Here is a 26,343-nt window from a genome sequence, read left to right as displayed (position 1 = left end):
CCTCGGAGTCAGGCGGCGGGCAGCTTGTTGATCGGGTGATCTCCGGTCGCCCAAAGGTGCTGGACGGCATAGGCGCGCCACGGGCGCCAGCGTTCCGCGTGCGCGGCGAACGCCGCCGGGCCGAGTCCGAACCCCTTCGCGGCGACTTTGACGCCGAGGTCGGTCGACAGGAAGGCGTCGGGGTCGCCGAGCGAGCGCATCGCGATGCTCTCGACGGTCCACGGGCCGAAGCCGGGCAACGCGTGCAACCGCTCGCGGGCCGACTGCCAGTCACTTCCCGCGCCGAGGTCGAGTCCGCCGTCGTTCAGTTCGGCGACGAGGCCGAGCAGGGTCCGCTTGCGGCTCTGCGGCATCGCGAGGCTTTCCGGATCGATTTCCGCCAGCGCGGCGGCGTCCGGGAAGACGTGGGTGAGGCCGCCGTCCGGATCGTCGACGGGCTCACCGTGCGCGAGCACCAGCCGGGCGGCGTGGGTTCGCGCGGCCGCGGTGGACACCTGCTGCCCGAGGACCGCCCGGACGGCGAACTCGTCACCGTCGACCGTCCTCGGCACCCGCCTGCCGGGCGCGGCGGCCACGAGCGGGCCGAGCAGCGGGTCCGCGGACAACGCTTCGTCGACCGCGGCCGGGTCGGCGTCGAGGTCGAGCAGACGGCGGCAGCGGCTGATCGCGGTCGACAGATCCCGCAGATCCGACAACGTGAGCCGGCAGCCGATGTACCCGTCTTCCGGCTTGAGCGCGACGATGGCCGCGCCGTGCGGGAGCCGCAGCGTGCGGCGGTACGCGCCGTCGCGCCATTCCTCGACACCGGGGACGCCGGTCGCGACGAGATGCCCGAAGAGGTTGTCCGGGAACAGCGGCTTCCGGTACGGCAGGCGCAGGTTGAGTGTCCCGGGCGCGGTCGCCGGCGCGGTGCGGACGCGGGCCCGCAGTTCCGTCGGGGACAGGGCGAAGACCTCGCGGACGGTGTCGTTGAAGGTCCGGACGCTGCCGAACCCCGCGGCGAGGGCGACGTCGATCATCGACAGGCCGGTCGTCTCGATCAGCAGCCGCGCCGTCTGCGCCCGTTGCGCACGGGCGAGGCTGAGCGGGCCCGCGCCGAGTTCGGCGCGCACGTGCCGCTCCACCTGCCGGACGCTGTAGCCGAGCCGGGCGGCCAGCCCGCTCACGCCGTCGGTGTCGACGACGCCGTCGGCGATCAGCCGCATCGCCCTGGCCACCAGGTCCGCGCGCTCGTTCCACTGCGGCGACCCGGGGCTCGCGTCCGGGCGGCACCGTTTGCAGGCACGGAACCCGGCCTCCTGCGCGGCCGCCGCGCTCGGGTAGAACGACATGTTCTCCGGCTTGGGCGGGACGACCGGACAGCTCGCCCGGCAGTAGATCCGCGTCGTCAGGACGGCGGTGAAGAACCAGCCGTCGAACCGGGCGTCCTTCGCCTGGACCGCCCGGACGCAGCGTTCGAAATCCTCATGCACCAGGCCAGCATCACCGACCGCACCGGGTGCGGTCTAGCGGAAATGCGACATGGCGGTCAGGGCAGGAGCGCGGTCAGCGCCGGCACGTCGAGCCCGACCAGCGACGAACGGAACACCCGCCGCTCTCCCGGTTCGACGTCGACGTCGTTCGGGATCACCACCACCGTGCAGCCCGCGGCGGCCGCGGAAGCCGCGCCGGGCGGTGAATCCTCGATCGCCACGCACCGGGAAGCCGGGACTCCCAGCAACTCCGTGGCCAGCTGATACGGCCTCGCGTGCGGCTTGTTCAGACCATCGACCTCGTCACCGCAGACCGTGGCGGCGAAGTAGTCGCGGCCGATGGTGTTGAGCGCGAGTTCGGTCAGCGACCGTTCGGTGGAGGTGACCAGCGCCATCGGGACACCGTTGGCGCGCAACAGTTCGAGCAGCTCCTGCGCGCCGGGGCGCCACGGGAGGGGACCGTCGAAGAGGTTTGCCGTGCGGCGGCGGATCCACTCCCCCATCTCCGCGATCGACTCGGGTGTCACGGGCCTGGCGCACACTTCGAGGAGGAACGTGGCCGTGTCGTCCATATTGGACCCGACGAGACTCAGGCGCTGTTCCTCGGTCAGGCTGCCGCCGAGGCTTTCGACGGCCTCGTAGAGCGCGACGTCCCACAGCTTCTCCGAGTCGACCAGCGTGCCGTCCATGTCCCACAGCACGGCGGCGAGTCCGTCCGGTGTGGACGGTTCGGTCACGGCTCCCCCTCACGTTCGGTCAGGCCTTCCGGAGCCCACGGTAGCCGAGACGGATTCACGTCGACGGCCAGGTAGGCGCCCGAAATGTCGCATTGCGTCGGCTCCGCGCGGTTCGCGCCCGCGAAACGCCACCGGACATGCCCAACGGCGCACGGCCGCCTGGTCGTAGGCTGGTCCGGTGAGTGAGCCCGTCGACGAGACCCAGCGGCCCGGCCGCGACCACCCGGATGACACCAAGCCGATCATGATCGTCGCCTTCGAAGGATGGAACGACGCAGGTGACGCGGCCAGCCGGGCGGTCGAGCATCTCCAGCTCAACTGGGATGCGACCCCACTGAGCGAGCTGAGTCCTGACGAGTACTACGACTTCCAGGTCAGCAGACCGACCGTGCGCATGGTGGACGGCGTCACCCGGCGGGTCGACTGGCCGACCACGCGGCTCTCGGTGTGCCGCCCGGAGGGCTTCAGCCGGGACATCGTGCTGGTGCAGGGGCCCGAGCCGAACATGCGCTGGCGCGCCTTCTGCGCCGAACTGCTGGAGCACATCCAGCAGCTGGAGGTCTCCACCGTCGTCACCCTCGGCGCGCTACTGGCCGACACCGCGCACACCCGGCCCGTCCCGGTCACCGGGACGGCGTACGACAAGGACACCGCTTCGCAGTTCGGGCTGGAGCTGAACAACTACCAGGGGCCGACCGGCATCGTCGGAGTCCTGCAGGACTACTGCGTGCAGGCGGGGGTCCCGGCGGTCTCGATCTGGGCGGCCGTGCCGCACTACGTCTCGCATCCGCCATCGCCCAAGGCCACGCTGGCGCTGCTGCACAAACTCGAGGACGTCCTCGACGTCGAGATCCCGCTCGGCGCCCTTCCCGAGCAGGCGGAGGAGTGGCAGCGGACGGTCACCGAGATGGCCGAGGAGGACGAGGAGATCAGCGAGTACGTCCGGGGGCTCGAGGAGCGCGGCGACGCGGAGACCGAGTTCACGCTGGACGACGTCAGCGGGGACAAGATCGCGGCCGAGTTCGAGCGGTACCTGCGGCGTCGCCGTCCCGGCCAGGACGGTCCCGGACGGGGCTGATCGCGTCCCTTCAAGCGCTATGAACGGTCCGTTCCTTGCAAATTTTGCAAGGAACGGACCGTTCATAGCATTCGGCAGGGGGTCAGAAGATGCGCCGCAGCGGGATCGGCCCCCGCGCCCGCTTCCGCCACTCACGCGGATAGCCGAGCGAGACCTCTTCGAAGCGCACGCCGTCAGCCTCCGTGGAGCGCGGGATGTGCAGATGCCCGTAGACGGCGACCTCGGCACGGAAACGCAGGTGCCAGTCCTCGGTCTCGGTCGTCCCGCACCACAGCGCGAACTCCGGGTAGTACAGCGGTTCGGTCGGGTGGCGGTGCAGCGGCCAGTGCGACATGAGGATCGTCCCGTGGTCCTCGGGGATCGCCTCCAGCCGCTCCGTGCTGATCTTCACCCGGTCGGCGCACCACGCCTGCCTGCTGGGATACGGATCGGGGTGCAGGAAGAACTCGTCCGTGCACAGCACGCCCGCCTCGCGCGCCTGCTCGATGGCCGCCAGCATCGGCAGCCCGTCGGCCAGCGGGGTCCGCCAGCTGTAGTCGTACAGGACGAACAGCGGCGCGATCGTCAGCGGCTTCTCCTGGTGTTCCCACACCGGATACGGGTCCTCCGGGGTGAGGACGTCGATCTCGCGGCAGCGTTCCACCAGATGCTCGTAGCGCGCCTGCCCGCGCAGCTGACATTCATCCTTCTGGGTGGTCCACAGCTCGTGGTTGCCGGGTACCCAGACGACCTTCGCGAAACGTTCACGCAAGGTCTTGAGCACCCCGATCACGGATTCGGCGCGTTCGGCGACGTCACCGGCCACGAGCAGCCAGTCGTCGGGGGTCCGGGGGACGACCTCGTCGACGAGCGGGGCGTTGCCCTCATGGGTGACGTGGAGGTCGCTGGTGGCGAAGAGATGCGGCACTCCACCACCGTAGCTTCACCCGGTCCGGGGAACCGCCGGAATTGCCTTACCGCGCAGCCTTCCCGAAGCCGACACGGCCAGCACGATCAACGCCGAGAGGGTGTGCAAACCCGCCTGGACGTTCAACAGGACCCCCGTGCCCAGCACGTTCAGCAGCCAGCCGGTCAGCAACGCGCCCAGCGCCGTGAACCCCGCGGTCCCCGCGAAGACGGTGCTCAGCACGCGGCCGGAGCGTGCCGGGGACGCGGCGGTCTGGACCAGCGAGAGCAACCCGGATCCGGCGAGCACCCCGGGTGCGCCGACCAGGCCGAAGAGCCCGATGAAAACGCCCAGCGAAGCGGTCAGCGCGGGCAGATTCCAGATCAGCGCCGACAGCAGGCCGAGCGCGAGCCCGCCCCAGCCGAGCAGTGCGGCGGGCGCGACCTTGCGGGCGACGGTGGCGACGGCGAACCCCGCGGCCAGCCCGCCGAGCGCCTGTACGCCGCGCAGGAGGCCGACGTCGCCTTCGGTGCCGTCGAGGATGTCGAGCACGAAGACCACGAACAGCACCAGGAACATCCCCTGTGCCAGCGACGTCAGGACCACGACGACACCGGCGAGGCGAAGGCGTCCTTCGCGGCCGATCTCGCGAAGCCCGTCGAGCCACGCTCGCAACACCGGTTCGTGCGGTCCGGCCGCTTTCGGCGCCGCGACACGCTGGAACGGGCGCGCCAGGAGGGCGGAGCCGATCACCAGCACGCCGAGATAGGCGACCACGACCCAGCCCAGGCCGCCGAACCCGAGCAGGAGACCGCCCGCCCAGCCACCGGCGAGCCGAGCGACGCTGCCGTTGATGCTCATCAGGCCGTTGGCGCCGATCAGCTCGCCGGGAGGGACCAGTTCGGGCACGAGCGCGTTGCGCGCGGGCTCGAACAACGAAGCCAGGCCCGCCTGCGCGGCCATCACCGCGTAGATCACGTGGACCGGGCCGCCGGACGCGACGAACAACAGCGGCAAGGCCACGAACGCCTGTCCCGCGCACACCACGCACAGCACCAGCCGCCGGTTCCAGCGGTCCGCGATCACACCGGCGACGGGGCTCAGCAGCACCGCGGGCACCAGGCCCAGGACGATGCTCAACGCCGTGGTCGCCGCCGAACCGGTCGCCTGGAAGACGAACACCGGCAACGCGATCTGCAGCATCCACTCGGCGGTCTCGGAGAAGAACGCGGCGATCCACAACCGCGCGAACGCGGGTTCCCTCAACGGTTTCATCTGCCCGGTTTCCCCTCGGCGTCGATGCGGAGGAACGCCCGCAGCCCCAAGTGGACCGGGAGCGCCTCCGCGGGAGCGTCTTCACGGATCGCGCCGACGTAGGGCCGCACGAGCGCGTCGATCCGCCGGACCAGCTCGTCCAGCTCGCCGGCGGTCACCTGCAGCGAGTAGGTGTTGATCCCCGAAGCGTCCCGCCACTCCTTGCCGAGCCGGTCGGCGGCGTCGAGATAACGCTCGGTCAGCTCCTTTTCCCGCGCGAGGGTGGTGCCCACGACCGCCAGCTGCGCGCCGTGCAGCTCCGGGTCGTCACCGAACTCGATGCCGACCTGGCACGCCCGCCACGGCCGCTCCCGCCCGTCCTCCCCCTCGACCCGCTCCACGAGACCGTGCCGCGCCAGCTGACGCAGATGCCAGCTGCAGTTCGAGGCGGTCGAGCCGACGGCCGCCGCGCACTCGCTGGCGGTCCGCGGGCCGACCGCCATGAGGTGGTCCACCAGTGCCGAACGCAGCGGATGCGCCAACGCCCGCATCAGCTCGACGTCTTCGATCCGCTTGCGCGGCGGTAACCCGGCCATCGACCGATCCAATCTGAAAGACTTCTTTCGAAAGTTCTCTTTCAGATTCACAGGCGACCGCACCGCTGTCAAGCGAATCACGTCTCGACGCACAAGAAGGGGGTTGACTAATGCTACTGGTGTTGCGTTAGACTCTCCGCATCATGGACAACTGACATCGCACCTTCCCCGTTCCGAGGCGGCTCCGGTCGAGCACAGCTCCCGCAAGCCACGAAGCCCGGCGGGGTTCCCCCATGTCCGAAGAAACACGGTGATGTCGTATGTCTCTTTCCCTGATCGCCAAGGACCTCGTCCACTCCTACGGTGCCCGCGTCGTCCTCGACGGCGTGAACCTCACGGCTTCGGCCGGGCAGCGGCTCGGGCTGGTCGGCGAGAACGGCGTCGGCAAGTCCACGCTCCTGCGCCTGCTGGCCGGAGTGGAAGAGCCGCAGGGTGGCGAGGTGCTCCGCGGCGACGACCTCGGATTCCTCTTGCAGGAGTTGCCTTTCCCGCTCACGGCGAGGTTCGCCGACGTCATCGACGACGCGCTCGCCGAAATCCGGCGGGCGTCGGCGAGACTCGACGAATTGACCGCGGCGCTCGCCCGGCATCCGGACGACGCCGCCGTGCTCGACGAGTACGGCACGGTGCTCGAATGGGCCCAGGCGCACGACCTGTGGGACGCCGACCGGCGCGCCGAGGTCGTGTGCGCGGGGCTCGGGCTGGCCGGGATCGACCCGGCCCGCGAACTGGGCACGTTGTCGGGCGGCCAGCGGTCGCGGCTCGGCCTCGCCGCGTTGCTGATCCGGCGGCCGGGCACCCTGGTCCTGGACGAGCCGACGAACCACCTCGACGACGCCGCGATGGAGTTCCTCGAACAGCATCTCGCTTCGCTGACCGGGGTCCTCGTGCTGTCGTCGCACGATCGCGTGTTCCTCGACGCGGTGTGCACCGACATCGTCGACCTCGACCCGGCTTTGGGCGGCCCGACCCGGTACGGCGGCACGTATTCCGACTACCTGGACCAGAAACGGGCCGAACGGGCGCGCTGGGAACAGCGGTACGCCGAGGAGCAGGACGAGCTCAAGGAACTGCGGGAATCGGTGGCCGTCACCGCGCGCAACGTCGCGCACAACCGTCCGCAGCGTGACAACGCCAAGATGCTCTACGACTTCAAGACCGGGAGGGTGCAGAAGCAGATCTCACGCCGGGTCCGCAACGCCCAGCTGCGGCTGGACGAACTCGAACGCGATCAGGTGCGGAAACCGCCCGCGCCGCTGCGGTTCCAGGGCGATCTGACCGGCGAGCCCGGTGAGGGGAAGACGGCGATCTCGGTACGGGACATCGAGATCGCGGGACGGCTGCGGTTGTCGACCTTGGACATCACGACGACGTCGAGGCTCCTGATCACCGGTGGCAACGGCGCCGGGAAGTCGACGCTGCTGTCCGTCCTCGCCGGCTCGCTGACCCCGGACTCCGGCACCGTCCTTTCCGGACGCGGCGTTCGAATCGGCCTGCTGGCACAGGACGTCGTGTTCGCCGAGCCGGAGAAGACCGCTCAACGGACCTACGCCGAAGCCCTCGGCGAGGACGCTCCCCCGTTGCGCGGGCTGGGGCTGCTGGCCCCGCGCGATCTCGGGACGCGGGTGGGCGCGTTGTCCGTCGGGCAGCGACGGCGGCTCGCGCTGGCGCTGCTCATCGCCGACCCGCCGGAGGTGCTCCTGCTGGACGAGCCGACGAACCATATCTCGCTCACCTTGGCCGAGGAGTTGTTCACCGCGCTCGATTCCGCGCCGGGTGCCGTCGTCATCGCGTCCCACGATCGATGGCTGCGGCGCGATTGGGCGGGTGACCACCTGCGGCTGGAAGCCGGTCGCGTCGCCGTGTAGGGCGTTATACGGATGTCAGGAAAGGGTCGTTCAGGACGAAAGATGTCCTGAACGACCCTTTCCTGACGTTCCTCAGAGCTCGATGCCGAGCAGTGCGTCGACCGCGTTCCGGATCAGCCCGGGCGCGGCCGGGTCGGTGCCGGAGCGGTTCAGCGCCTGCTCCACCCAGGCGTCGACGGCCGCGAGCGCCTTGGGCGTGTCGAGGTCGTCGGTGAGGTGGTCACGCAGCCGCGCGACGGTGTCCTCCGCGGCGGGGCCCGTGGCGAGGGAAACAGCTTCACGCCAACGCGCCAGCCGTGCTTCGGCATCCGACTGCAACTGCGCGGTCCACGGCCGGTCCTCGCGGTAGTGGCCGGCGAACAGCGCGAGCCGGATCGTGCCGGGGTCGACCTTGTCGGCGCGCAGCCGCGAGACGAACACGAGGTTCCCGCGCGACTTCGACATCTTCTCGCCGTCGAGGCCGATCATCCCGGCGTGCACGTAGTGCCGCGCGAACGGCCTGTCCCCCGCGACGGCCTCCGCGTGCGCGGCGCTGTACTCGTGGTGGGGGAAGATCAGGTCCGAGCCGCCGCCCTGGACGTCGAAGCCGAGACCGAGCCGGTTGACCGCGATCGCGCTGCACTCGATATGCCAGCCGGGCCTGCCCGCGCCCAGTTCGGACTCCCACGAAGGCTCGCCCGGCCGCGCCATCCGCCACAGCAGCGCGTCCAGCGGGTGCTGCTTGCCGGGACGGTCCGGGTCGCCGCCGCGTTCGGCGAAGAATTTCGCCATGGTCTCGGCGTCGTAGTTCGACTCGGAACCGAAGTGCCCGGTGGCGTTGTGGTCGAAGTAGATGTCCGGGTATTCGGCATCGTCCGCACGGTAGGCGCTGCCGTTGGCCAGCAGCTTGGCGATGACCTCGACGATCTCCGGGATGCTCTCGACGGCCCCGACGAACTGCCGCGGCGGCAGCACCCGCAACGCGGTCATGTCCTCGCGGAACAGCGCCGTCTCACGCATGCCGAGGACGACCCAGTCGTCCTTGTCGCGCTCGGCGCGCTCCAACAGGGGCTCGTCGATGTCCGTCACGTTCTGCACGTAGTGGACTTCGTGCCCGGCGTCCCGCCACAGGCGGTTCACCAGGTCGAACGTCAGGTACGTGGCCGCGTGCCCCAGATGGGTGGCGTCGTACGGCGTGATGCCGCAGACGTACATCCGGGCGGTGGGCCCGGGCGCGGTGGGACGGATCTGTCCCGTCGCGGTGTCGTGGAGCCGCAGCGGACGGGGGGTGCCGGGGATACGGGGCACGTCGACCGATGACCAAGTCTGCATACCCCGACTGTAAGCGGAGCCGCCGCGCCGTTCCCGCCCGGTGGGAGACGAACACGGCCGGAGTAACCGGACCGCTATCCGGCGGCCCGGTCCGCGTTGGCGTGGACGGCGTCCCGGATGTACTCGCCGAGGCCCGGCCGCTGGTCCGGCTCGCGCACCAGGAAGCCGAGCTGGACCGGTTCGGTCGCGTACAGCCGGGCGAGCTCGCGGTGCGTCGTGAGGTCGCAGTCGCCCATGAACGCCGCGAGCATCCGGCGGTGTTCTTCGGCGAGGTCCATCGCCGAAGAACTGTCGGCGGGCGCGCCGGAGTCGAAGACGGCGAGCAGCCGCCGGACCCAGTCCTCCCGGCTCTTCTCCGCTTCGAGCCATTCCTCCTTGGACCGCGGCCTGGCCGCCGCCCGCCACTGCGGGGTATCACCCCATCGACGGACGGCCTCCTCCGCGTAGCCCTCCGGCTCACGGAACTCGCCGAAGACCTCGAACCGCTCCTCCGGGGTCAGCGCGTTCCCGGCCTCCTTCGCCGCGATCACCCGCTCGACGGATTCGGCCATCCGCGTCAGCTCGCCGATCCGGTCGGCGAGCAACGCGCGCTGACGCCGCAGGTGCTCCAGCGCGTCCACGCCCGGGTCTTCGATCACCTTCGCGATCGTTTCGAGGCCGAAGCCGAGTTCCCGGTAGAACAGGACGCGCTGGAGGCGGTCGAGGTCGTCGTCGCTGTAGCTGCGATACCCCGCGGCCGTCCGCCCGCTCGGGGACAGCAGGCCGATCTCGTCGTAGTGGTGCAGCGTGCGCACGGTGACGCCCGAGAGCGCCGCCACCTTCCCGACCGGATACCCCATCGGGCCAGCGTAGGCGAGTTCAGCGCTTCCTGGTCCGCAGGTAGTCGCCGACCACGGCGGCACCGAGCCCGTCGAGGTCGGGAGCGACCACCCGGCCGCCGGAGCGGCGAGCGAGCAGGTCGACGAACTCCGTCAGCCGCGGGTCGTCCCCGAGCCGGAAGACCGTCACCGACGCGCCCAGTTTCGCCATCCGGTCCACTTCGGACAGGGTCTTCAGCAACGTCCTCGGCTGGGGCGGATAGTCGAATTCCGCCGAACCGTCCGGTTCCAGATGCGCGGTCGGCTCGCCGTCGGTGACCATCAGGACCACCGGCTGCGCGTCGGGATGCCGCCGCAGATGCCGTCCGGCCAGGAGCAGCGCGTGGTGGGCGTTGGTGCCCTGTTCCCAAGCGCCTTCCAGGCCCACCAGTTCGGCCAGCTCGACCGATGTCGCATAACGGCCGAAGGTGATCAGCTGGAGAGCGTCGTTGCGGAACCGGGTGCTGATCAGCTGGTGCAGCGCGAGCGCCGTCCGCTTCATCGGCAGCCAGCGGCCCTCCTGCACCATCGACCACGAGGTGTCCACGAGCAACGCCACCGCCGCGCGCGACCGGTGCTCGGTCTCGATCACCTCGACGTCGGAGACGTCCATCCGGACCGATCGCTCCCCCACCGAAACCGAGCGCAGGACGGAGTTGCGGACCGTCCTGGAGACGTCCCACGGCTGCATGTCCCCGAACCGCCACGGCCTGGTCGCGCCGGTCGGTTCGCCCGCGGCGCCGGCGGACTCGGTCTCCCGCTGCCCGGTCTTGCCCCGCAGCGTGTTCACGACGTCCGCGAGAGCCGTCTCGCCCAGCCGCCGCAAAGCCTTGGGCGACAAGCGAAGCGTGCCATCGGGAGCACGTTCGAAAAGTCCTTGCCGCCGAAGCTCGCGTTCCAGTTCGGACAGCCGCCGCGCGTCGACCCCGGCGTCCGGCCCGAGCTGGCGTTCGAGCGCGTCGACGTCGATGTCCTCCAGCCTGGCGCCGGGATACGACTGGCCGAGCTGCTCGGCCAGCGCGTCGAGTTCGGCGAGATCGGACATCGCCCGGGCACCCTCGCCGAGGCCCATCGGATCGTTGCCACGGAACCGTTCCGAAGACGTCCAGTCCTCGCCGGGCCGCAGCGACCGCAGCTGGGCATCCAAAGTGGACAGTTGCTGCGCGAGCCGAGGGTCGCCGAACGCCTGCTGGGACAGTTCGGCCAGTTCGGCCCGCTGTTCGGGAGTCATCGAGTTCAGCATCCGTTGCGCGGCCGCGGCGCGGGCGGCGAGGACGTCGATCAGCTCCTCGACGTTCTTCGGGTTCTCCGGGAAGAACTCGCCGTGCCGGCGCATGAACTCCGCGAACCGTTCCGGGACGTCCTCACGGCCCTGGGCGTGCGCGGCCAGGAGGTCGTTGAGGTCGGCGAGCATGCGGTTCGCCTGCTCGACCTGTTCCGGCCCGGCGTTCCGCAGCGCCTCCTTCATCCCTTCGAACCGGGAATCCAGCAGCTCACGGCCGAGCAGGTCGCGGATCTTCTCGTAGTTCTCCCTGCCCTCCCGCGAACGCCAGTCGTACTCGGCGAGTTCGCGCACCCCCGCGGCCGTCCCCGGTGGCAACGCGTCCAGCTGCGCCTCGCGGAAACGGGCGTCGTCGTCCGGATCGGGGAACAACTCGCGCCGCTCGGCCTCCAGCGCCTGGCCGAGAAGCCGCTGGACCTCTTGGAGCGTGCCGTCGAGCCGGTGCCGTCGCTGGATCTCCGACCGCCGCTGCCAGAGCCGCCTGGTCAGTTCGTCGAGCCCCGCGGTGCGCGGGGTGCCGCGCCGCAGCAGCTCTTCGAGCGCGGACCGGGGCGAGGCGCCGGCCATGACGTCGCGACCGATCTCGTCGAGCGCGTCCCGCAGATCCGCGGGCGGCGCCAGCGGATCGGGACCGTCGTGCCACGGCCCGTACGAATACCCCTCCGGGAGGAAACTCATCGGCCGTAGACGGTCGTCGAGTCGTCCGAGTCCTTGGCGAGTCTCCTCGACAGGAACAGGGATTCCAGCGCCAGCTCGACCGCGGCCGCGATACGCCCGGCCGGTTCGTCCGGTGCGACGCCCGCACGCGCGGCGACGTCGTGCAGGACCGGCAGTTCCGGCAGCGCGGCGAGGACGTCCTTGCCGGGTACACGTTCCCCGGTGGCGACAAGATGCCCGGACTCGACGGCGTCGGCCAGTGGCAGCAGGTCCAGGCCGGCGAACCGCGAGCGGGCCGTCTCCGCGACCGCCCGGCGCAGCAGATGCACGAGGTGTTCGGTCTCGCGTCCCTCCTCCCCCGGCTCGAATTCGAGCTTGCCGCGCAGGACGGCGGGCACGGCGTCGAGATCGACCGGGCGCGCCACAGCGGGCTCCTCGCCGGTCAGCGCGGAGCGGCGCAGCGCCGCGGCACCGACCGTTTCCGCCGCCGCGACGGCGAACCGGGCCGAAACGCCGGACCGCTGGTCGATCACCGGCGACTCACGCAGGTTCCGCACGAACCGGGCGAGCACCTCCAGCAGCGGCTCGCCGACCTCGGCGACCAGATGGGCCTCCTGCCGCACGACCGCGATCTCCGCCTCGACGTCGAGCGGGTAGTGGGTGCGGATCTCGGCGCCGAACCGGTCCTTGAGCGGGGTGATGATACGGCCGCGGTTGGTGTAGTCCTCGGGGTTGGCGGTCGCCACCAGCAGCACGTCCAGCGGCAGGCGCAGGGTGTAGCCGCGCACCTGGATGTCGCGTTCCTCCATCACGTTCAGCAGCGCGACCTGGATGCGTTCGGCGAGGTCCGGCAGTTCGTTGATCGCCACGATGCCGCGGTGGGCGCGCGGCACGAGTCCGAAGTGGATCGTCTCGGGATCGCCAAGGCTGCGGCCTTCCGCGACCTTCACCGGGTCGACGTCGCCGATGAGGTCACCGACCGAGGTGTCCGGCGTGGCCAGCTTCTCCGTGTACCGGTCTTCGCGGTGACGCCAGGTCACAGGGAGGGCGTCGCCGAGTTCGGCGGCGCGGCGGCGCGATTCCGGGGTGATCGGGTCGAGCGGGTGCTCACCCAGCTCGGCACCCTCGATGACGGGCGTCCATTCGTCGAGAAGTCCCACGAGGGTGCGCAGCAGCCGGGTCTTGCCCTGGCCGCGTTCGCCGAGGAGGACGACGTCGTGGCCGGCCAGCAGCGCGCGTTCCAGTTGCGGCAGCACCGTGCGGGAGAAGCCGACGATCCCGGGCCAGGCGTCTTCGCCGTCACGCAGCTTGGCGAGCAGGTTGTCGTGCAGTTCTTGGTTGATCGACCGCGGCAGGTGACCCGCCGCGCGGAGGTCCCCGGCGGTCCGGGGCAGGTTTGCGGGAACATCGTTCACCCGTTCGACGCTACGTCGCGGGCGTGGCCGCTGTCGACGTGAAGCAACTCCAGCTCCGCGTCGAAAGACCAACGCGACCCTTTCCTGGTCTTACCGAAAGCACGACTAAAATCAGTCCGGTGTGCCGTCCTAGTGCGACCCTCGCGGTCTGGTCTTCGGCGTGGCTGAACGGAGCCGCGGCCTCCGACGACATCCTTGACGCCCTGCAGGTCTGGGGCGAAGCCCACGACTTCGTCGCCGCGGACGCGGCCGCCGCCGAGGCGTTCGACCTGCCGCTCGCGTTCAACCGGGCCGCGACCCCGGTCCAGCTGCTGCTCGCCCTCCGTTCGCAGGGGGCGAAGAGCATGCAGCTGGTGCTCCCGGTGCCCGGGGACGTGCGGGGGCTGGGTGGCGGCGGGCCGTTCGCCAAGGCGGCGCTGCGGACCGGCGAGGCCGTCGTGCTGCCGGATCTCGGTTACGGGGTGGTCCCCGAGGCGATCGCCGAAGGTCTCATGCGCTGGACCGTGTACTCGGTGCCCATGCCCGGCGTCCTCGAATACCGCCCGCTGGGCGAGGCGGAACACGGCCTGACCGACGCGATCCGCGCGAGCGCGGGTGCGCTGCAGGCGCTGGACGTCGCCAGCGAACGGCCGGGGGTGCGTGCCGAGCTCTCGGCACGGCTCCGCGCGGCCACCGACGCGCCCTGGCCCGCCGGAATGCCCAGCCGGGCGCTGCGGGTGCTCCAGCGGTCCCAGGAGATCGCGGCGATCCTCGCCATCGCGGAATCCGATGATCCGGGTGGCGCGCTCTCGTCGTCGGCGGCGCTTCGGCGGGCGGAGGCCCTGCGGCCGCTGACCGAAGCCGTCCGCAACGCCCGGTGCGCGGCGATCAACGAAGCGGTGCGGGTGTTCGCCGAGCAGGGTGACAGGCACCCGTAGCCGGGTTCAGGCGGCCACGGTGTGCTCCCGCCGGATCCGTTCGGCGTACCGGACGGACCACAGCGAAAGCCCGCCGATGACGGCGAGCAGCAGGATCACGCTGAGCGCGTTCATCACGTCGGCGGACAGGGTGTAGACCAGGGGCACCCGGGCCGCGGCTTCCAGCAGCAGCGCCACTCCCCACACCGCCGACATCCGGGTGAACGCCCGCCGGAAGGCGGGGACCTCGTCACTGAGGCGGTCGATCTCCGCGCGTTTCGCCGCGCTGGAACCGGCCCGCACCGCGACGAGCATCATGGGCGTGCGGCCGAAGCAGCTCAGCAACAGCACGATCGCGGCGGTCGCGGTGGCGAAGGATTCCTTCAGCAGCAAGAACTTCACGTCACCGGTGACCAGCGAGAGCACGAGTCCGACCCCGAGCACACCGGCCAGCAACGCGGCGAAGCCGTCGAACGACCGGTCGCGAACGGCGACCCACCCGATCCGCGCCGCCGCCAGTCCCGCCCCGGCGAGCAGCGAAATCTGCTCGCTCTGACCGGCCAGCCGGAGCCCGTAGTACGCGGCCAGCGGGAGCGCCACGTCCCAGAGCAGCAACGACAGCGCGGGATTCCTGCCGCGCGCGGTCACGAGTCCGCTTCGCAGTCGGCCAGGAACTTCAGGACGCGCGCGTTGACCTCGGCCGCGGATTCACCGGCGATGGCGTGGGTCGCCGACGGCCACAGTTCGACCTGTCCCCGCGGCAGAAGCTCGCGGGCGCGGGCGGCCGCGCGGTCCGGATCGTGGATGACGCTGCGCCCGGCGATCAGGGCCAGCACGGGCATCCGCAGCGAGCGCAACTGCTCGTCGGTGAACAACTTCGGCGACGGCAGGGCGATGCGGTAGGTCCGCATTCCCTCGTCGATCACCCGCGCGACCGGATCCGTGGCGTCGACCTCCGCGCCACCGGAGATCCAGTTGAGGAACGACGGCCGGGCCCAGCGGTTGACGACGGGGATCGCGGTGAGGGTGGCGCGGACGACGAGTCCCGGGGTCAGTCCGCCGAAGGTCAGCACGGGGTCGATCACGGTGAGCGACCTCAGCCGTTCCGGCGCCCGCACCGCGAGGTTGGCGGCGAGCCAGCCACCGAACGAATACCCGATCAGGTGCACCGAGGGCAGATCGAATTCCGCGAGCACCGTGGTCAGCCAAGCGGCCTGATCCGCGCCGTCGCGGATCGGGACGGTCTGTTCGCTGCGGCCCGGCTCACCGATGAGGTCCACCGCGTAGACCTCGCCGTGCCCGAGCAGCGCCGCGAGGTTGGGCTCCCACATCACCGCGGTGCCCGCGCGACCGGGCAGCAGCACGATCGGTGTCCCGCCCGGTTCACCGAACCGGTACACGCGCGCCACTCCGAACGCCGTCTGGATGTCGTGCACACCGGTCGGCGCGGGCAAGGCCGCCAAACCTCGGTCATAGACGACCTCGTACTCGGCTCGCGCCGCCGACGAGGCGAAACCGCCCACCTTCATTCGCACCCCTCCTCTTTACGGTACGATCGGATTGTAAACAGTCGGTGAGAAGTTTGCAATCCGATCGGACTGCCAAAAGGAGGAGTGGGTGCCCAAGCGAGTCGATCACGAGGACCGGCGGCGGCAGATCGCCGCGGCCGTTCGCCGCATCGCGGCCGACCGGGGACTCGAAGGGGTCAGCCTGAACGAAGTCGCGGCCGAAGCCGGTATCTCGAAAGGCTTCGTCCAGCACTACTTCGCGTCACGGGACGACATGCTGCGGTTCGCGGCGACCACCCTCCGAGGTGGGATCGAGGAGCGCATCGCCACCCCGCTTCGTGTCCGCGACCTGCTCGTCGCCTTGCTCCCCCTCGACGACGCCGGACGGGACGACGCGCTGGTCGCCAACGCCTTCCTGGTGCGCGCGCTCAAGGATCCGGAGATCGCGGGTCACTTCCGGACCGGCCACGGACTGCTTCGCGACACGGTGGCGGCCCTGATCGCCGCCGCCCAAGCGGACGGCGATCTCGCCCAGTCCGTCGACCCGGCCGCCGAAGCCACCCTTCTGCTGGCGCTGGTCGCCGGCCTCGGTGACGCGGTGCTACTCGGTTACCAGTCCGGCGACGAGGCGATCGCCCTGATCGATCTGCACCTGTCGAGGATCGCCGCCTGATCTCGCGAGCCCGACATCTGGCCCCAGGTCCGTGAAGGCCTCCTTGCCTACCCTGAAGGTAGGGAAGGAGGCCTTCACGGACTACGCGATCGCCACCGCAGCCTCAGTGGCACCAGCAGTCACAGCGGCCGCGCGTGAAGGCCCCCTTCATTGCGTTAGACGCAGTGAAGGGGGCCTTCACGTACTTCACAGCGAGCAAGGCGGCGAGGGCTAGGCACTTACGGGCGCGCGGGCCTCTTCGCCGGCTCACAGCACCCGACCGCACAAGGCGCCCCGTTGATCGTGCACCCGGCCGCCGGGAACGACGACAGCTTCCGCGCCGGCGCCCCCTCTGTGTGCTCCCGGATCAGCTCCACGACGAGCTCCGCGAACCGCGGGTCGGTGTCCGGAGTCGCGGCCCGCGCGAAGCCCATGCCGTGCTCCGCGGCGCGTTCGGCAGCCTCGTTGTCGAGGTCCCAGATCACCTCGAGGTGGTCGGACACGAAACCGACCGGGCAGACGACCACCGACGTGACACCTTCCGCGTGCAGCGCGTCGATGTGGTCGACGATGTCCGGCTCCAGCCACGGCACCTGCGGCGGGCCGGAGCGCGACTGCCAGACGACGTCGTAGGTCTCGATCCCCGCTTCGGCCGCGACGAGCCGGGCCGCTTCGGCGATCTGGCGCGAGTAACGCCGTCCGCCTTCCGAAGGCGGCCCGGACGCCTTGTCGGCGGACTCGGGCACCGAGTGCGCGCAGAACACCGTCCTGGTCCCGGGCCGGTTCCCCAGCTTCGCGTGCGCGGCCCGGACGGCGTCGGCGAAGGCGGCGATGAACAGCGGGTGGTCGAAGAACTGCCGCAGCTTCACCAGTTCCGGCGCACCGTCGCCGACCGACGCGCGGGCACGCTCGATGTCCTCGTCGTACTGGCGGCAGGCGGAATAGCCGCCGTACGCGCTCGTCGGGAAGACCAGGACGCGCCGAGCGCCCGCCTCGGTGATCTCGGCCAGGGTGTCCTCGACCATCGGCCGCCAGTTGCGGTTGCCGAAGTGGACGGGCAGATCGATCCCGGCGGCCGCGAGTCGCTTCTCGACCGCGGAGATCGCGTCCCGGTTCAACCGATTGATCGGCGAGACCCCGCCGAAGTGCTGGTAGTGCTCGGAGACCTCGAGCAGCCGTTCCCGGGGGACCCCCCGGCCCCGCGTGACGTTCTCCAGGAACGGCATCACCTCGTCGGGTCCCTCGGGACCACCGAACGAAAGCCAAAGCAGCGCGTCGTAACCCACCCCGCCATCTTGCCGTTGTGGCGCCCCGCACGCTGACCCGGCCCGTTTTGAACCGACCGATCCAAAACCTGGTACGGTCGCTTCCATGGCCAGGCCGAAGGAATTCGACGAGCGCGCCGCGGTCGGGCGCGCCATGGACGCGTTCTGGGCGCGCGGTTACGAGGGCACGTCGACACAGGCCCTCTGCGAAGCCACCGGCTTGGGCCGCAGCAGCATCTACAACACCTTCACCAGCAAGCACGCGTTGTTCATGCGCGCGCTCGACCACTACGCCGAACGCGGGATCACGGCCAGGACCGCCTTGCTGGAGGAATCCGGGACCGGCGTCGAGCGGTTCCGCGCCCTGTTCGCGTACACGATCGACGAGGAAGTCGAGCATCCCGGCCGAGGCTGCCTCGTGGTCAACACGGTGGCGGAGTTCGGCGAGCGCGATCCCGAGGTCAAGGCGCGGATCGACGCCGACACCCGGCGGCACATCGCCCTTCTTTCGGCCTGCGCCGAGGAAGGGCAGCTGGACGGGACGATCGACGGCGGTCGCGAGCCCGGCGCCGTCGCCGAGTTCGCGCACAGCACCGTCGCCGGGCTCCGGCTGATGTCCCGGCGCGGCGCCGGACGAGCGGCCATGGAGGCCGTCGCGGCCATCGCGGTGGACGCGATCGCCGCGAAGTAGACCGAACGAACCCTTGTGCGCAACGCTGCCCACATTTTGGACTGAACGATACAAAACTGGAGGGATTTCTCGTGCCTTTGGCGGTCTGCGTACTCGGACTGAGCGTGTTCGCGCTCGGCACCTCCGAGTTCATGATCACCGGCCTGCTCCCCGGGATGGCGGCCGATCTGAACGTCGGCATCCCGGAGGCCGGGCTGCTCATCTCGGCCTTCGCGATCGGCATGGTCGTCGGCGCTCCCCTGCTCGCGATCGCGACACTGCGGGTGCCGAGGCGCGCCACCTTGATGGCCCTGCTCGTCGTCTTCGGGCTCTCGCACGTCGTCGGCGCGCTGGGCTCGGGGTACGCCCTGCTCTTCGCGACGCGCGTCGTCAGCGCGGTCGCGTGCGCCGGATTCTGGGCGGTCGCGGCGGCCACCGCGGTCGCGCTCGTCCCGGTCGAGCGCCGCGGCCGCGCGCTGGCCATCCTGGTCGGCGGCCTCACCGTCGCGAACATCGCCGGCGTCCCCGCCGGGACCTTCCTCGGCCAGCACGCGGGCTGGCGGGCGGCGTTCTGGGCGGTCACGGCGCTGACCGTGGTCGCGCTGATCGGGGTCTTCGCCCTGGTCCCGGAGACCCAGAAGGGTGAGGACAAGACCGACGTCGCGACCGAACTGCGGCTCTACCGGGGCGGCCGCTTCTGGCTGGCGCTCGGCGTGATCGCGCTCGCGCAGGCGATGATCTTCGCGACCTTCAGCTATCTCGCGCCTCTGCTGACCGAGGTCGCCGGGCTGCCGGAAAGCTGGGTGCCGGGCGTGCTCTCCCTGTTCGGGCTCGGCGCGCTGATCGGGATCACCGCCGGCGGCAGGCTCGCCGACGCGAGGCCCTTCGCGACCCTCTACGGCGGCCTAGCCGTAGCCCTGCTCGCTCTGGTGCTGCTCGCGGTCTCCGGTCCGGCGACGCCGGTCGCGATCTTCGCCGTCTTCCTGTTCGGCGTCGCCGGATTCGGGGTCAATCCCGCCCTGAACGTCCGCGCCTTCGCCGTGGCGGGCAACGCCCCCACGCTCGTCGGCGCGAGCACGACCGCCGCGTTCAACGTCGGCAACACCGTCGGCCCGTGGCTCGGCGGCGAGTCGATCGACGCCGGACTCGGCTATCCGAGCGTGGCGTGGGTGAGCGTCGGGCTCGGGGTCGCCACCGTCGTCGCACTCACTTTCGCCGCCGGTGTCCAGCGCACCGACGATACCCGCCTGCTCCGTGAACCCGTTACTCAGTAAGGAGAATCATGTCCGAACGCACCAAGGCCACCCTCGACGAGTTCTTCCGCCGAATGTCCACAGGAGACTCTGATGGCGCCACGGAACTCTTCGCCGACAGCGTCGCGTGGGACATCCCCGGCGCGACGGATCTGGTCCCGTGGATCGGCCCGCGCCGGAACCGGGCGGAGATCCGTGAGTTCTACGACCTGCTCGACAAGGGCCTGATCAAGGACCGGTTCGACGTCGAACGCGTCTTCGTCGACGGGCCGCACGCGGTCGCGATCGGCCGCCTGCGCTCGACGATCCGCAGCACCGGCAAGGTGATCCAGACGGCCTTCAGCCTCGAGTTCGAAGTGGACGACGACGGCCGGATCACCAAGTACCTGATGCTCGAGGACTCCTGGCACGTCGCGAACGCCGTCCAGCCCTGACGCGCGTGAAGGCCTCCTTCCCGCGGCTGAGCCGAGGGAAGGAGGCCTTCACGCGCATCGAGACCTAGATGCCGAGGGCGTGCACTCCGCCGTCGACCATGATCATCGAGCCGGTGGTGGCGGGCAGCCAGTCCGACAGGACGGCGCAGACGGATTTCGCCGTCGGGTCCGGGTCGGAGCTGTCCCAGCCCAGCGGCGCGCGGTCGCCCCAGCCCTCCTCCAGCTCGGAGAAGCCCGGGATCGACTTCGCGGCCATGGTCTTCATCGGACCGGCGCTGACCAGGTTGACCCGGATCCCCTTCGGCCCGAGGTCGCGCGCCAGGTACCGGTTCACCGACTCCAGCGCCGCCTTCGCCACGCCCATCCAGTTGTAGACGGGCCACGCGACGCGCGCGTCGAAGTCCATGCCGACGATCGACGAACCGCGCGAGAGCAGCGGCAGCGTCGCGACAGCCAGGGACTTGAACGAGAACGCCGAGACGTCGACGGCCACCTTCACGTCCTCGCCCGGGGCGTCCAGGAACGGCGCGCCGAGGCAGGACTGCGGGGCGAACCCGATCGAGTGCAGCACACCGTCGAGCCCGTCGACGTGCTCACGCACCCGGTCGGCGAGCGAGTCGAGGTGCTCCTGGTTGGTGACGTCCAGCTCCAGCACCGGCGCCGGCTCGGGGAGCCGCTTGGCGATGCGCTCGACGAGCGACAGCCTGCCGAAGCCGGTGAGCACGACCTTCGCGCCCTCCTGCTGCGCGATCTTGGCCGCGTGGAACGCGAGCGAGGCGTCGGTGATGACGCCGGTGATCAGCAGGCGCTTGCCTTCGAGCAGTCCTGGCACGGGACCTCCAGTCCGGAGTGGTTTGCGATCGGTACGGGAAAACGGGGACGTCAGTGGCCCATGCCGAGGCCGCCGTCGACCGGCAGCACCGCACCGTTGACGTAACCGGCCTCTTCGGAGGCGAGGTAGCGGACGGCGGCGGCGATCTCCGACGGCTCGGCGTACCGGCCGGAGGGAACCTGGGCGAGGATCTCCTTCTTGCGGTCCTCGCCGAGCTCGTCGGTCATGTCCGTGGCGACGAAGCCCGGCGCGATGACGTTCGAGGTGATGTTGCGCGAGCCCAGCTCACGCGCGAGCGAGCGGGCGAGACCGACGAGGCCCGCCTTGCTGGCCGCGTAGTTGACCTGACCGGCCGAACCGGTGAGGCCCACGACTGACGAGATGAAGATGTAGCGGCCCCACTTGCCGCGCAGCATGCCACGGGAGGCACGCTTGGCCACCCGGTACGCGCCGGTGAGGTTGGCGTCGACCACGCGGGTGAACTGCTCCTCGCTCATGCGCATGAGGAGGGTGTCGTCGGTCATCCCGGCGTTCGCGACGAGGACCTCGACCGGGCCCTGGTGCTCCTCGACGAGCTTGAACGCGGCGTCGATCTGCTCGGCGTCCGTGACGTCGGCCTGCACCCCGAAGAGGCCTTCGGGCGCGCCGGAACCGCGGTGCGTGATCGCGACCTTGTGCCCCTGCGCCGCGAGGTCCTTCGCGATCGCCAAACCGATGCCGCGGTTGCCGCCGGTGACCAGTACCGACCGTCCCACTTCAGCTCTCCTCGCCTCGTCTTGTCGCGCTGACGGCACTGAGGTTATCGGCTCGCCAGGTTCGCGCCGGAGCCGCGCCACCCCTACCTCCGGGTAACCGCGACCGTCCTAAGCGGATGTTAGGAACCGCGCCGAAACCTTGCCCGGCGGTCACGGATTGTTCACCGTGAGCCGGAACACAGGAGGTCAAAGATGACAACCCGGATCGGCGAAGCGTCGCCGCCCGTGAGCGAACGTCGAGTCGTCGGCAACGTGCTGCGCGGCTCGATCGGCAACCTGGTCGAGTGGTACGACTGGTACGCCTACGCCGCCTTCACCACGTACTTCGCGAAGTCCTTCTTCCCCACCAAGGACACGACGGCGGCCTTCCTCGGCACCGCGGCGGTGTTCGCGGTCGGCTTCCTCATGCGGCCACTCGGCGGCTGGATGCTGGGCCGGTTCGCCGATCGCTTCGGGCGACGAAGCGCACTCGTGCTTTCCGTCACGTTGATGGCGACGGGGTCGCTGATGATCGCCGTGACGCCGACCTACGCCACGATCGGGATCGCCGCGCCGATCCTGCTGCTGGTGGCCCGGCTCATCCAAGGACTTTCGGTCGGCGGCGAGTATTCGACCTCCGCGACCTATCTGTCCGAAGTGGCCACTCCGGGCAAACGCGGCTTCTACTCCAGCTTCCAGTACGTGACGCTGTACGGCGGCCAACTGCTGGCGCTGGGTCTCCAGCTCCTGCTGCAGGCCGTGCTGACCGAGCAGCAGCTGACCTCGTGGGGCTGGCGGATCGCCTTCGTCGTCGGCGCGCTCGCCGCGGTCGTGGTGATGATCCTGCGCCGCGGGATGGACGAGTCGGCCAGTTTCGAGGAGACCAAGGCCTCCGGCACCGGCAAGGACGCGGGTGACAAGGGCACCCTGCGCGCGCTGATCAAGTACCCCAAGGAGATCGCGCTCGTCGTCGGCCTCACGCTCGGCGGCACGGTGTCGTTCTACACCTTCGCCACCTACAGCCAGAAGTTCATGGAGAACACCGCGGGCATCCCGCGCCGGACGGTCACGCTGATCCTGTTCTGCGCGATCCTCGTCGCCGCGATCCTGCAGCCGTTCGCGGGCAAGCTCTCCGACCGCATCGGCCGCCGTCCGCTGCTGATGTTCTTCGGGATCGCCGGCACGCTGCTGACCGTCCCGATCATGACGCTGATGGGCGGGACGAAGCAGCCGGTGCTCGCCTTCCTGCTGATGCTGGCCGGGCTGGTGATCGTCACCGGGTACACCTCGATCAACGCGATCGTGAAGGCCGAGCTGTTCCCGACGAAGATCCGCGCGATCGGCGTCGGTCTCCCCTACGCGCTCACCGTGGCGATCTTCGGCGGCACCGCCGAGCTCATCGCGCAGGCGCTGAAGGGCGCGGGCCACGAATCGGTGTTCTTCTACTACGTCGCGGGCTGTGTCCTGGTGTCGCTGATCGTGTACGGCACAATGCGGGAAACCTCGAAGACCTCGGAGCTGGACAAGAAGAAGCGGCCCGAGCCCGAGCTCGTGTCCGGCCGCGAAGGCTAGGCGGGAAGGTGTGGCCGTGCGGGTGCTGCTCGTCGAGGACGACGCCGGTGTCGCCGACGCGCTCGCCGAAGCGCTGCAGTCACGCGGCCACACCGTCTCCCACGCGATCCGCGGCAGCGACGCGCTGCACCGGCACCGCGCCGCCGACGTGATCCTGCTGGATCTCAACCTGCCCGACATGCACGGGCTCGACGTGCTCAGGAAGGTCCGTCAGGTGTCGCCGGTACCGGTTCTCGTGCTCACCGCGAGCGGGGACGAACGGTCCGTGGTGCGCGGGCTGCGGCTCGGCGCCGACGACTACCTGACCAAACCCGTCCGCCTCGCCGAACTGCTGGCGAGGATGGACGCGGTCGTCCGCCGTGCCTCCGTCTCCGCGGCACCGCGGGACGGTGTCGTGCGCGTCGAGGACGTCGAGATCGACCTCGGCGCGCGTCGCGTGCTGGTCGACGGGCACGACATCGGGCTCACCGCCAAGGAGTTCGCCGTCCTGGCGGTACTCGCCGCCCGGCCGGGCACCGCGGTGAGCCGCCAGCAGCTGATGGACGAGGTCTGGGGCGACGCGTACCTCGCCGTCTCCCGTTCGCTCGACGTGCATCTGACCCAGCTGCGCGCGAAGCTCGACCGGCCGGGCCTGCTGACCACCATCCGGGGTTTCGGCTACCGGCTGGGCCGGGACTGACCGGTGCGCACCCGGCTGCTGGTCGTCCTCGTCGCCCTCGCGCTGACGGTGGTCGCCGCGTTCGCGATCCCGCTGTTCGGGTCGACGGCCGCACAGCGCACACAGCAGCTCGTGATCGCCCGCAACGCCGATGTCGACCGGTTCGTCGTCCTCGCCCAGCAGGCGGTCGACGCCGCCGACCCGACCGCGCTGGCGGTCGACGCCGCGCGGTATTCGTCGTTATACGGCGAAGCGGTCGTGGTGGTCGACGCGCGCGGAGTGCCGCTGGTCGAAACCGGTGGGATGACCGCCGCGGAACCGGTGGTCCGCTCGCTCGTCGAGGCGGCGCTGCGCAACCAGCCCGCGAAAGGGCCGGAACAGCTCAGCCCGTGGTCGGCGGATCCGGTCCATTTCGCCCGTCCGGTGGGCACCGGGACCCGGGTGGCCGGTGTGGTCGTGCTCCGCGCGTCGGTGACCACGGCGGCGGCCGACGTCGCCGCCCGCTGGGCCGCGATCGTCGCGGGCGCGGTGCTGGTCGCGGCGGTGTTCGTACTGCTCGCCGTCCTGCTGGCCCGCTGGATGGTGCGGCCGCTGCACGAACTGGAGACCGGCGTGCAGGCGGTGACCGAAGGACATCGCGCGCAGGTCCCCGAGCGGGCCGGGCCCCGGGAGCTGCGGTCGCTCGCGACGTCGTTCAACCGGATGTCCGACGCCGTCGTCGAGTCGGCCGAACAGCAGCGGCGGCTGGTCGCGGACGCGTCGCATCAGCTACGGAATCCCATGGCCGCCTTGCGGTTGCGGGTGGATTCGCTCGCCGCGCAGGTCGACGGCGACGGCCAGCGGGCGTACCGGGCGACCGTCGCCGAGGTCGAGCGCCTGGAATCCCTGCTCGACGGGCTGCTCGCGCTGGCGCTCGCCGAAAGTGCCGCGACCCGGCTCGCCGCGGGCGAATCCGGTGACGAACCCTGCGATCTCCCCGCCGTCCTGGCGGAACGGGTCGACGCGTGGCGGCCCTCGGCCGAAGACGCGGGAGTGGGCCTCGCGGCGTCGGAAGGCCACGACGAGCCGGTGCCCGTGCGGTGCGAGGAAAGCGAACTGGCCCAAGTGCTGGACGTCCTGCTGGACAACGCGGTGCACTACGCGGGACGCGGCGCCACGATCACCACCGGCTACGAAACCGGCGACACGACGGCGACGCTCTTCGTGTCCGACAACGGTCCTGGACTGTCCGAAGAGGACAGAGAACGCGCGACCGAACGCTTCTGGCGTGCCGGTGGCGACGGCGCCCCGCGCGGCACGGGTCTCGGCCTCGCGATCGCGAGCCAGCACGTGCTCGCCAGGGGCGGGAAACTCGAACTGCGCGAGGCGGAACCGCACGGCCTCGAAGTCCGCGTCGAACTCCCTCTAGCGGCAAGGGAAAAGCCATGACCGTCACCAGGCGCACCGCACTCCTCGCCGGGCTCGCGCCACTCGCGGGCTGTTCGGCCGCGGGCTACCGGGGCCCGGAGCGAGAGGTCGTCATCGCGGCGGGCGAGAACGGCGGGTTCTATCTGGCCTTCGCGGAACTCCTGGCCCAGCAATTGAACCGGGCGGAACCACGGCTGCGGGCGAGCGCCGTCGCCACCGAGGCAAGTGTCGAGAACCTGCGTCGGCTACGGGACGGCAGAGCCGATCTCGGGCTCGTCCTCGGAGACGTCGCCGAGTCCGCTTTCCTCGGCGCGGAGCCGTTCTCCGTCCCGATCGCGTTCTCGGCCATCGGCCGCGTCTACGAGAACTACCACCAGCTCGTCGTCCGGGTGGACGGCGGTGTGCGGTCGCTCGCCGATCTGTCCGGGCGTCCGGTGGCGATGGGCGCGAGCGGGTCCGGCGTCGCGGTGTTCAGCACCCGTCTGTTCGCCCGCGCCGAAGTGCCCGTGAAGGCCAAGAACCTGCTCCTGGGCGAAGCGATCAACGCGCTGGCCGCGCACGAGGTCGACGCGCTGCTCTGGTCCGGCGGGATCCCGACCCCCGCGCTCACCGAACTGAACCGCACCACCCCGATCACGCTCCTCCCGCTCGACGGTCACCTTCCCGCCCTGCGCGCCGGCTACGGACCCGTGTACGACCAGGTCCACGTCCCGGCGCAGGCCTATCAGGGTGTCGGCGAGCTGCGGACGATCGGCGTCGCGAACCTGCTGCTGGCCGCTCCGTCACTGCCCGACGACGTCGCGGCCGCAGTGGCGCGGGTGCTGGCCGAGCACGCCGCCGACCTCGTCCCCGCGGCCGCCGTGGGAACGCAGTTCCTCGACGTCCGGACGCTGATCGGTACCGGGAAGGTCCCGCTGCATCCCGGAGCCGCTTCGGCCTACCGTGCCCTGCACGGGTGATCACGGCTCCATCTTCAGAGGGATGCGCGTCGCACTGGGGCGCTGCCAGGGTCGGAAGCAGGCGGTCACCGGGCCGCTCCGATCCGAAAG

General features: G+C 70.5%; 25 protein-coding genes. 11 read left to right on the top strand and 14 right to left on the bottom strand.

Features of this window, described 5'->3' with window-relative positions; genetic code table 11:
* Positions 1 to 8 precede the first annotated feature (8 nt).
* Together AB8M46_RS18765 and AB8M46_RS18760 are read right to left on the bottom strand one after the other, a co-directional pair.
* Complete coding sequence (locus tag AB8M46_RS18765; RefSeq protein ID WP_394360968.1) at positions 9 to 1,472, bottom strand: AlkA N-terminal domain-containing protein; 1,464 nt, start codon at positions 1,470 to 1,472, stop codon at positions 9 to 11.
* Positions 1,473 to 1,528: 56 nt separating this feature from the next.
* Positions 1,529 to 2,209, bottom strand: a complete 681-nt coding sequence (locus AB8M46_RS18760) for an HAD family hydrolase (RefSeq protein WP_394360967.1) — start codon at positions 2,207 to 2,209, stop codon at positions 1,529 to 1,531.
* A 178-nt stretch (positions 2,210 to 2,387) separates the two neighbouring features.
* Here AB8M46_RS18760 and AB8M46_RS18755 point away from each other — a divergent pair, with 178 nt between their 5' ends.
* Positions 2,388 to 3,287 carry a PAC2 family protein gene (locus AB8M46_RS18755; protein WP_037337460.1) on the top strand — a complete coding sequence of 300 codons (900 nt, stop codon included), beginning with the start codon at positions 2,388 to 2,390 and terminating at the stop codon, positions 3,285 to 3,287.
* A gap of 82 nt (positions 3,288 to 3,369) precedes the next feature.
* Here AB8M46_RS18755 and AB8M46_RS18750 read toward each other — a convergent pair whose 3' ends face one another.
* Genes AB8M46_RS18750 through AB8M46_RS18740 form a run of 3 tightly spaced genes read right to left on the bottom strand, consistent with a single transcriptional unit; the run spans position 3,370 to position 6,023 of the window.
* Entirely contained in the window at positions 3,370 to 4,194 is an 825-nt protein-coding gene (locus tag AB8M46_RS18750; protein WP_038513915.1) for a metallophosphoesterase, read from the bottom strand.
* Positions 4,195 to 4,209: 15 nt separating this feature from the next.
* Positions 4,210 to 5,448, bottom strand: coding sequence for an MFS transporter (locus tag AB8M46_RS18745; RefSeq protein ID WP_394360966.1), 1,239 nt, complete (start codon positions 5,446 to 5,448; stop codon positions 4,210 to 4,212).
* Positions 5,445 to 6,023 carry an ArsR/SmtB family transcription factor gene (locus AB8M46_RS18740; RefSeq protein WP_394360965.1) on the bottom strand — a complete coding sequence of 193 codons (579 nt, stop codon included), beginning with the start codon at positions 6,021 to 6,023 and terminating at the stop codon, positions 5,445 to 5,447. Before AB8M46_RS18740 ends, AB8M46_RS18745 begins: the two co-directional genes overlap by 4 nt.
* 260 nt (positions 6,024 to 6,283) lie before the next feature.
* Between AB8M46_RS18740 and AB8M46_RS18735 the strand changes: the two genes are divergently transcribed.
* Positions 6,284 to 7,891: an ABC-F family ATP-binding cassette domain-containing protein gene (locus tag AB8M46_RS18735; RefSeq protein ID WP_394360964.1), complete on the top strand. Its 1,608-nt coding sequence runs from the start codon at positions 6,284 to 6,286 to the stop codon at positions 7,889 to 7,891.
* Positions 7,892 to 7,963: 72 nt separating this feature from the next.
* Here AB8M46_RS18735 and mshC read toward each other — a convergent pair whose 3' ends face one another.
* From mshC to AB8M46_RS18715, 4 genes are all read right to left on the bottom strand, one after another.
* Positions 7,964 to 9,202, bottom strand: a complete 1,239-nt coding sequence (gene mshC, locus AB8M46_RS18730; protein ID WP_394360963.1) for a cysteine--1-D-myo-inosityl 2-amino-2-deoxy-alpha-D-glucopyranoside ligase — start codon at positions 9,200 to 9,202, stop codon at positions 7,964 to 7,966.
* 74 nt (positions 9,203 to 9,276) lie between these two features.
* Positions 9,277 to 10,041, bottom strand: coding sequence for a MerR family transcriptional regulator (locus tag AB8M46_RS18725; protein WP_037337443.1), 765 nt, complete (start codon positions 10,039 to 10,041; stop codon positions 9,277 to 9,279).
* Positions 10,042 to 10,060: 19 nt separating this feature from the next.
* Positions 10,061 to 12,019, bottom strand: a complete 1,959-nt coding sequence (locus AB8M46_RS18720) for a VWA domain-containing protein (RefSeq protein ID WP_394360962.1) — start codon at positions 12,017 to 12,019, stop codon at positions 10,061 to 10,063.
* On the bottom strand, positions 12,016 to 13,413 hold the full coding sequence (locus AB8M46_RS18715; protein ID WP_037337436.1) for an ATP-binding protein: 1,398 nt from the start codon (positions 13,411 to 13,413) through the stop codon (positions 12,016 to 12,018). The genes AB8M46_RS18720 and AB8M46_RS18715 overlap by 4 nt, the downstream gene beginning before the upstream one ends.
* Positions 13,414 to 13,532: 119 nt before the next feature.
* On the opposite strand from AB8M46_RS18715, the gene AB8M46_RS18710 reads away from it, so the two are divergent.
* A complete protein-coding gene (locus AB8M46_RS18710) occupies positions 13,533 to 14,330 on the top strand; it encodes a hypothetical protein (protein WP_037337435.1) in 798 nt (265 codons plus the stop codon).
* A gap of 6 nt (positions 14,331 to 14,336) precedes the next feature.
* On the opposite strand, the gene AB8M46_RS18705 is transcribed toward AB8M46_RS18710, so the two are convergent.
* On the bottom strand, positions 14,337 to 14,957 hold the full coding sequence (locus AB8M46_RS18705) for a VC0807 family protein (RefSeq protein WP_394360961.1): 621 nt from the start codon (positions 14,955 to 14,957) through the stop codon (positions 14,337 to 14,339).
* Positions 14,954 to 15,838: an alpha/beta fold hydrolase gene (locus tag AB8M46_RS18700; RefSeq protein ID WP_394361724.1), complete on the bottom strand. Its 885-nt coding sequence runs from the start codon at positions 15,836 to 15,838 to the stop codon at positions 14,954 to 14,956. The genes AB8M46_RS18705 and AB8M46_RS18700 overlap by 4 nt, the downstream gene beginning before the upstream one ends.
* An 88-nt stretch (positions 15,839 to 15,926) precedes the next feature.
* Here AB8M46_RS18700 and AB8M46_RS18695 point away from each other — a divergent pair, with 88 nt between their 5' ends.
* Positions 15,927 to 16,490, top strand: a complete 564-nt coding sequence (locus tag AB8M46_RS18695; protein WP_037337429.1) for a TetR/AcrR family transcriptional regulator — start codon at positions 15,927 to 15,929, stop codon at positions 16,488 to 16,490.
* Between the two features lie 218 nt (positions 16,491 to 16,708).
* Here AB8M46_RS18695 and AB8M46_RS18690 read toward each other — a convergent pair whose 3' ends face one another.
* The gene (locus AB8M46_RS18690; protein WP_394360960.1) at positions 16,709 to 17,755 is read right to left on the bottom strand and encodes a ferrochelatase; all 1,047 of its coding nucleotides are present in this window, start codon (positions 17,753 to 17,755) and stop codon (positions 16,709 to 16,711) included.
* An 85-nt stretch (positions 17,756 to 17,840) separates the two neighbouring features.
* On the opposite strand from AB8M46_RS18690, the gene AB8M46_RS18685 reads away from it, so the two are divergent.
* The 3 genes from AB8M46_RS18685 to AB8M46_RS18675 all read left to right on the top strand — a co-directional run bounded on the left by AB8M46_RS18685 (position 17,841) and on the right by AB8M46_RS18675 (position 20,091).
* Positions 17,841 to 18,425: a TetR/AcrR family transcriptional regulator gene (locus tag AB8M46_RS18685; RefSeq protein WP_394360959.1), complete on the top strand. Its 585-nt coding sequence runs from the start codon at positions 17,841 to 17,843 to the stop codon at positions 18,423 to 18,425.
* A gap of 71 nt (positions 18,426 to 18,496) precedes the next feature.
* Positions 18,497 to 19,678, top strand: coding sequence for a Cmx/CmrA family chloramphenicol efflux MFS transporter (locus AB8M46_RS18680; RefSeq protein WP_394360958.1), 1,182 nt, complete (start codon positions 18,497 to 18,499; stop codon positions 19,676 to 19,678).
* An 8-nt stretch (positions 19,679 to 19,686) separates the two neighbouring features.
* Entirely contained in the window at positions 19,687 to 20,091 is a 405-nt protein-coding gene (locus AB8M46_RS18675) for a nuclear transport factor 2 family protein (protein WP_394360957.1), read from the top strand.
* A gap of 64 nt (positions 20,092 to 20,155) precedes the next feature.
* Here the strand turns inward: AB8M46_RS18675 and fabI are convergent, their stop codons facing one another.
* A complete protein-coding gene (gene fabI, locus AB8M46_RS18670) occupies positions 20,156 to 20,923 on the bottom strand; it encodes an enoyl-ACP reductase FabI (protein WP_394360956.1) in 768 nt (255 codons plus the stop codon).
* Positions 20,924 to 20,973: 50 nt separating this feature from the next.
* Complete coding sequence (gene fabG, locus AB8M46_RS18665; protein ID WP_016334125.1) at positions 20,974 to 21,678, bottom strand: beta-ketoacyl-ACP reductase; 705 nt, start codon at positions 21,676 to 21,678, stop codon at positions 20,974 to 20,976.
* Between the two features lie 192 nt (positions 21,679 to 21,870).
* Between fabG and AB8M46_RS18660 the strand changes: the two genes are divergently transcribed.
* The 4 genes from AB8M46_RS18660 to AB8M46_RS18645 are packed head-to-tail and all read left to right on the top strand — an operon-like array spanning position 21,871 to position 26,253.
* Complete coding sequence (locus tag AB8M46_RS18660; protein ID WP_037337416.1) at positions 21,871 to 23,229, top strand: MFS transporter; 1,359 nt, start codon at positions 21,871 to 21,873, stop codon at positions 23,227 to 23,229.
* Positions 23,230 to 23,239: 10 nt separating this feature from the next.
* Positions 23,240 to 23,908: a response regulator transcription factor gene (locus AB8M46_RS18655; protein WP_037337413.1), complete on the top strand. Its 669-nt coding sequence runs from the start codon at positions 23,240 to 23,242 to the stop codon at positions 23,906 to 23,908.
* 3 nt (positions 23,909 to 23,911) lie between these two features.
* On the top strand, positions 23,912 to 25,315 hold the full coding sequence (locus AB8M46_RS18650) for a sensor histidine kinase (protein WP_394360955.1): 1,404 nt from the start codon (positions 23,912 to 23,914) through the stop codon (positions 25,313 to 25,315).
* Positions 25,312 to 26,253, top strand: a complete 942-nt coding sequence (locus AB8M46_RS18645; protein ID WP_394360954.1) for a TAXI family TRAP transporter solute-binding subunit — start codon at positions 25,312 to 25,314, stop codon at positions 26,251 to 26,253. Before AB8M46_RS18650 ends, AB8M46_RS18645 begins: the two co-directional genes overlap by 4 nt.
* Positions 26,254 to 26,343 lie beyond the last annotated feature (90 nt).

This window comes from Amycolatopsis sp. SB7-3 (genome assembly GCF_041021335.1).
Classification (GTDB): domain Bacteria; phylum Actinomycetota; class Actinomycetes; order Mycobacteriales; family Pseudonocardiaceae; genus Amycolatopsis; species Amycolatopsis japonica.
Note: the sequence above shows the minus strand (reverse complement) of the source record. Positions and strands in the feature narration are given on the sequence as shown.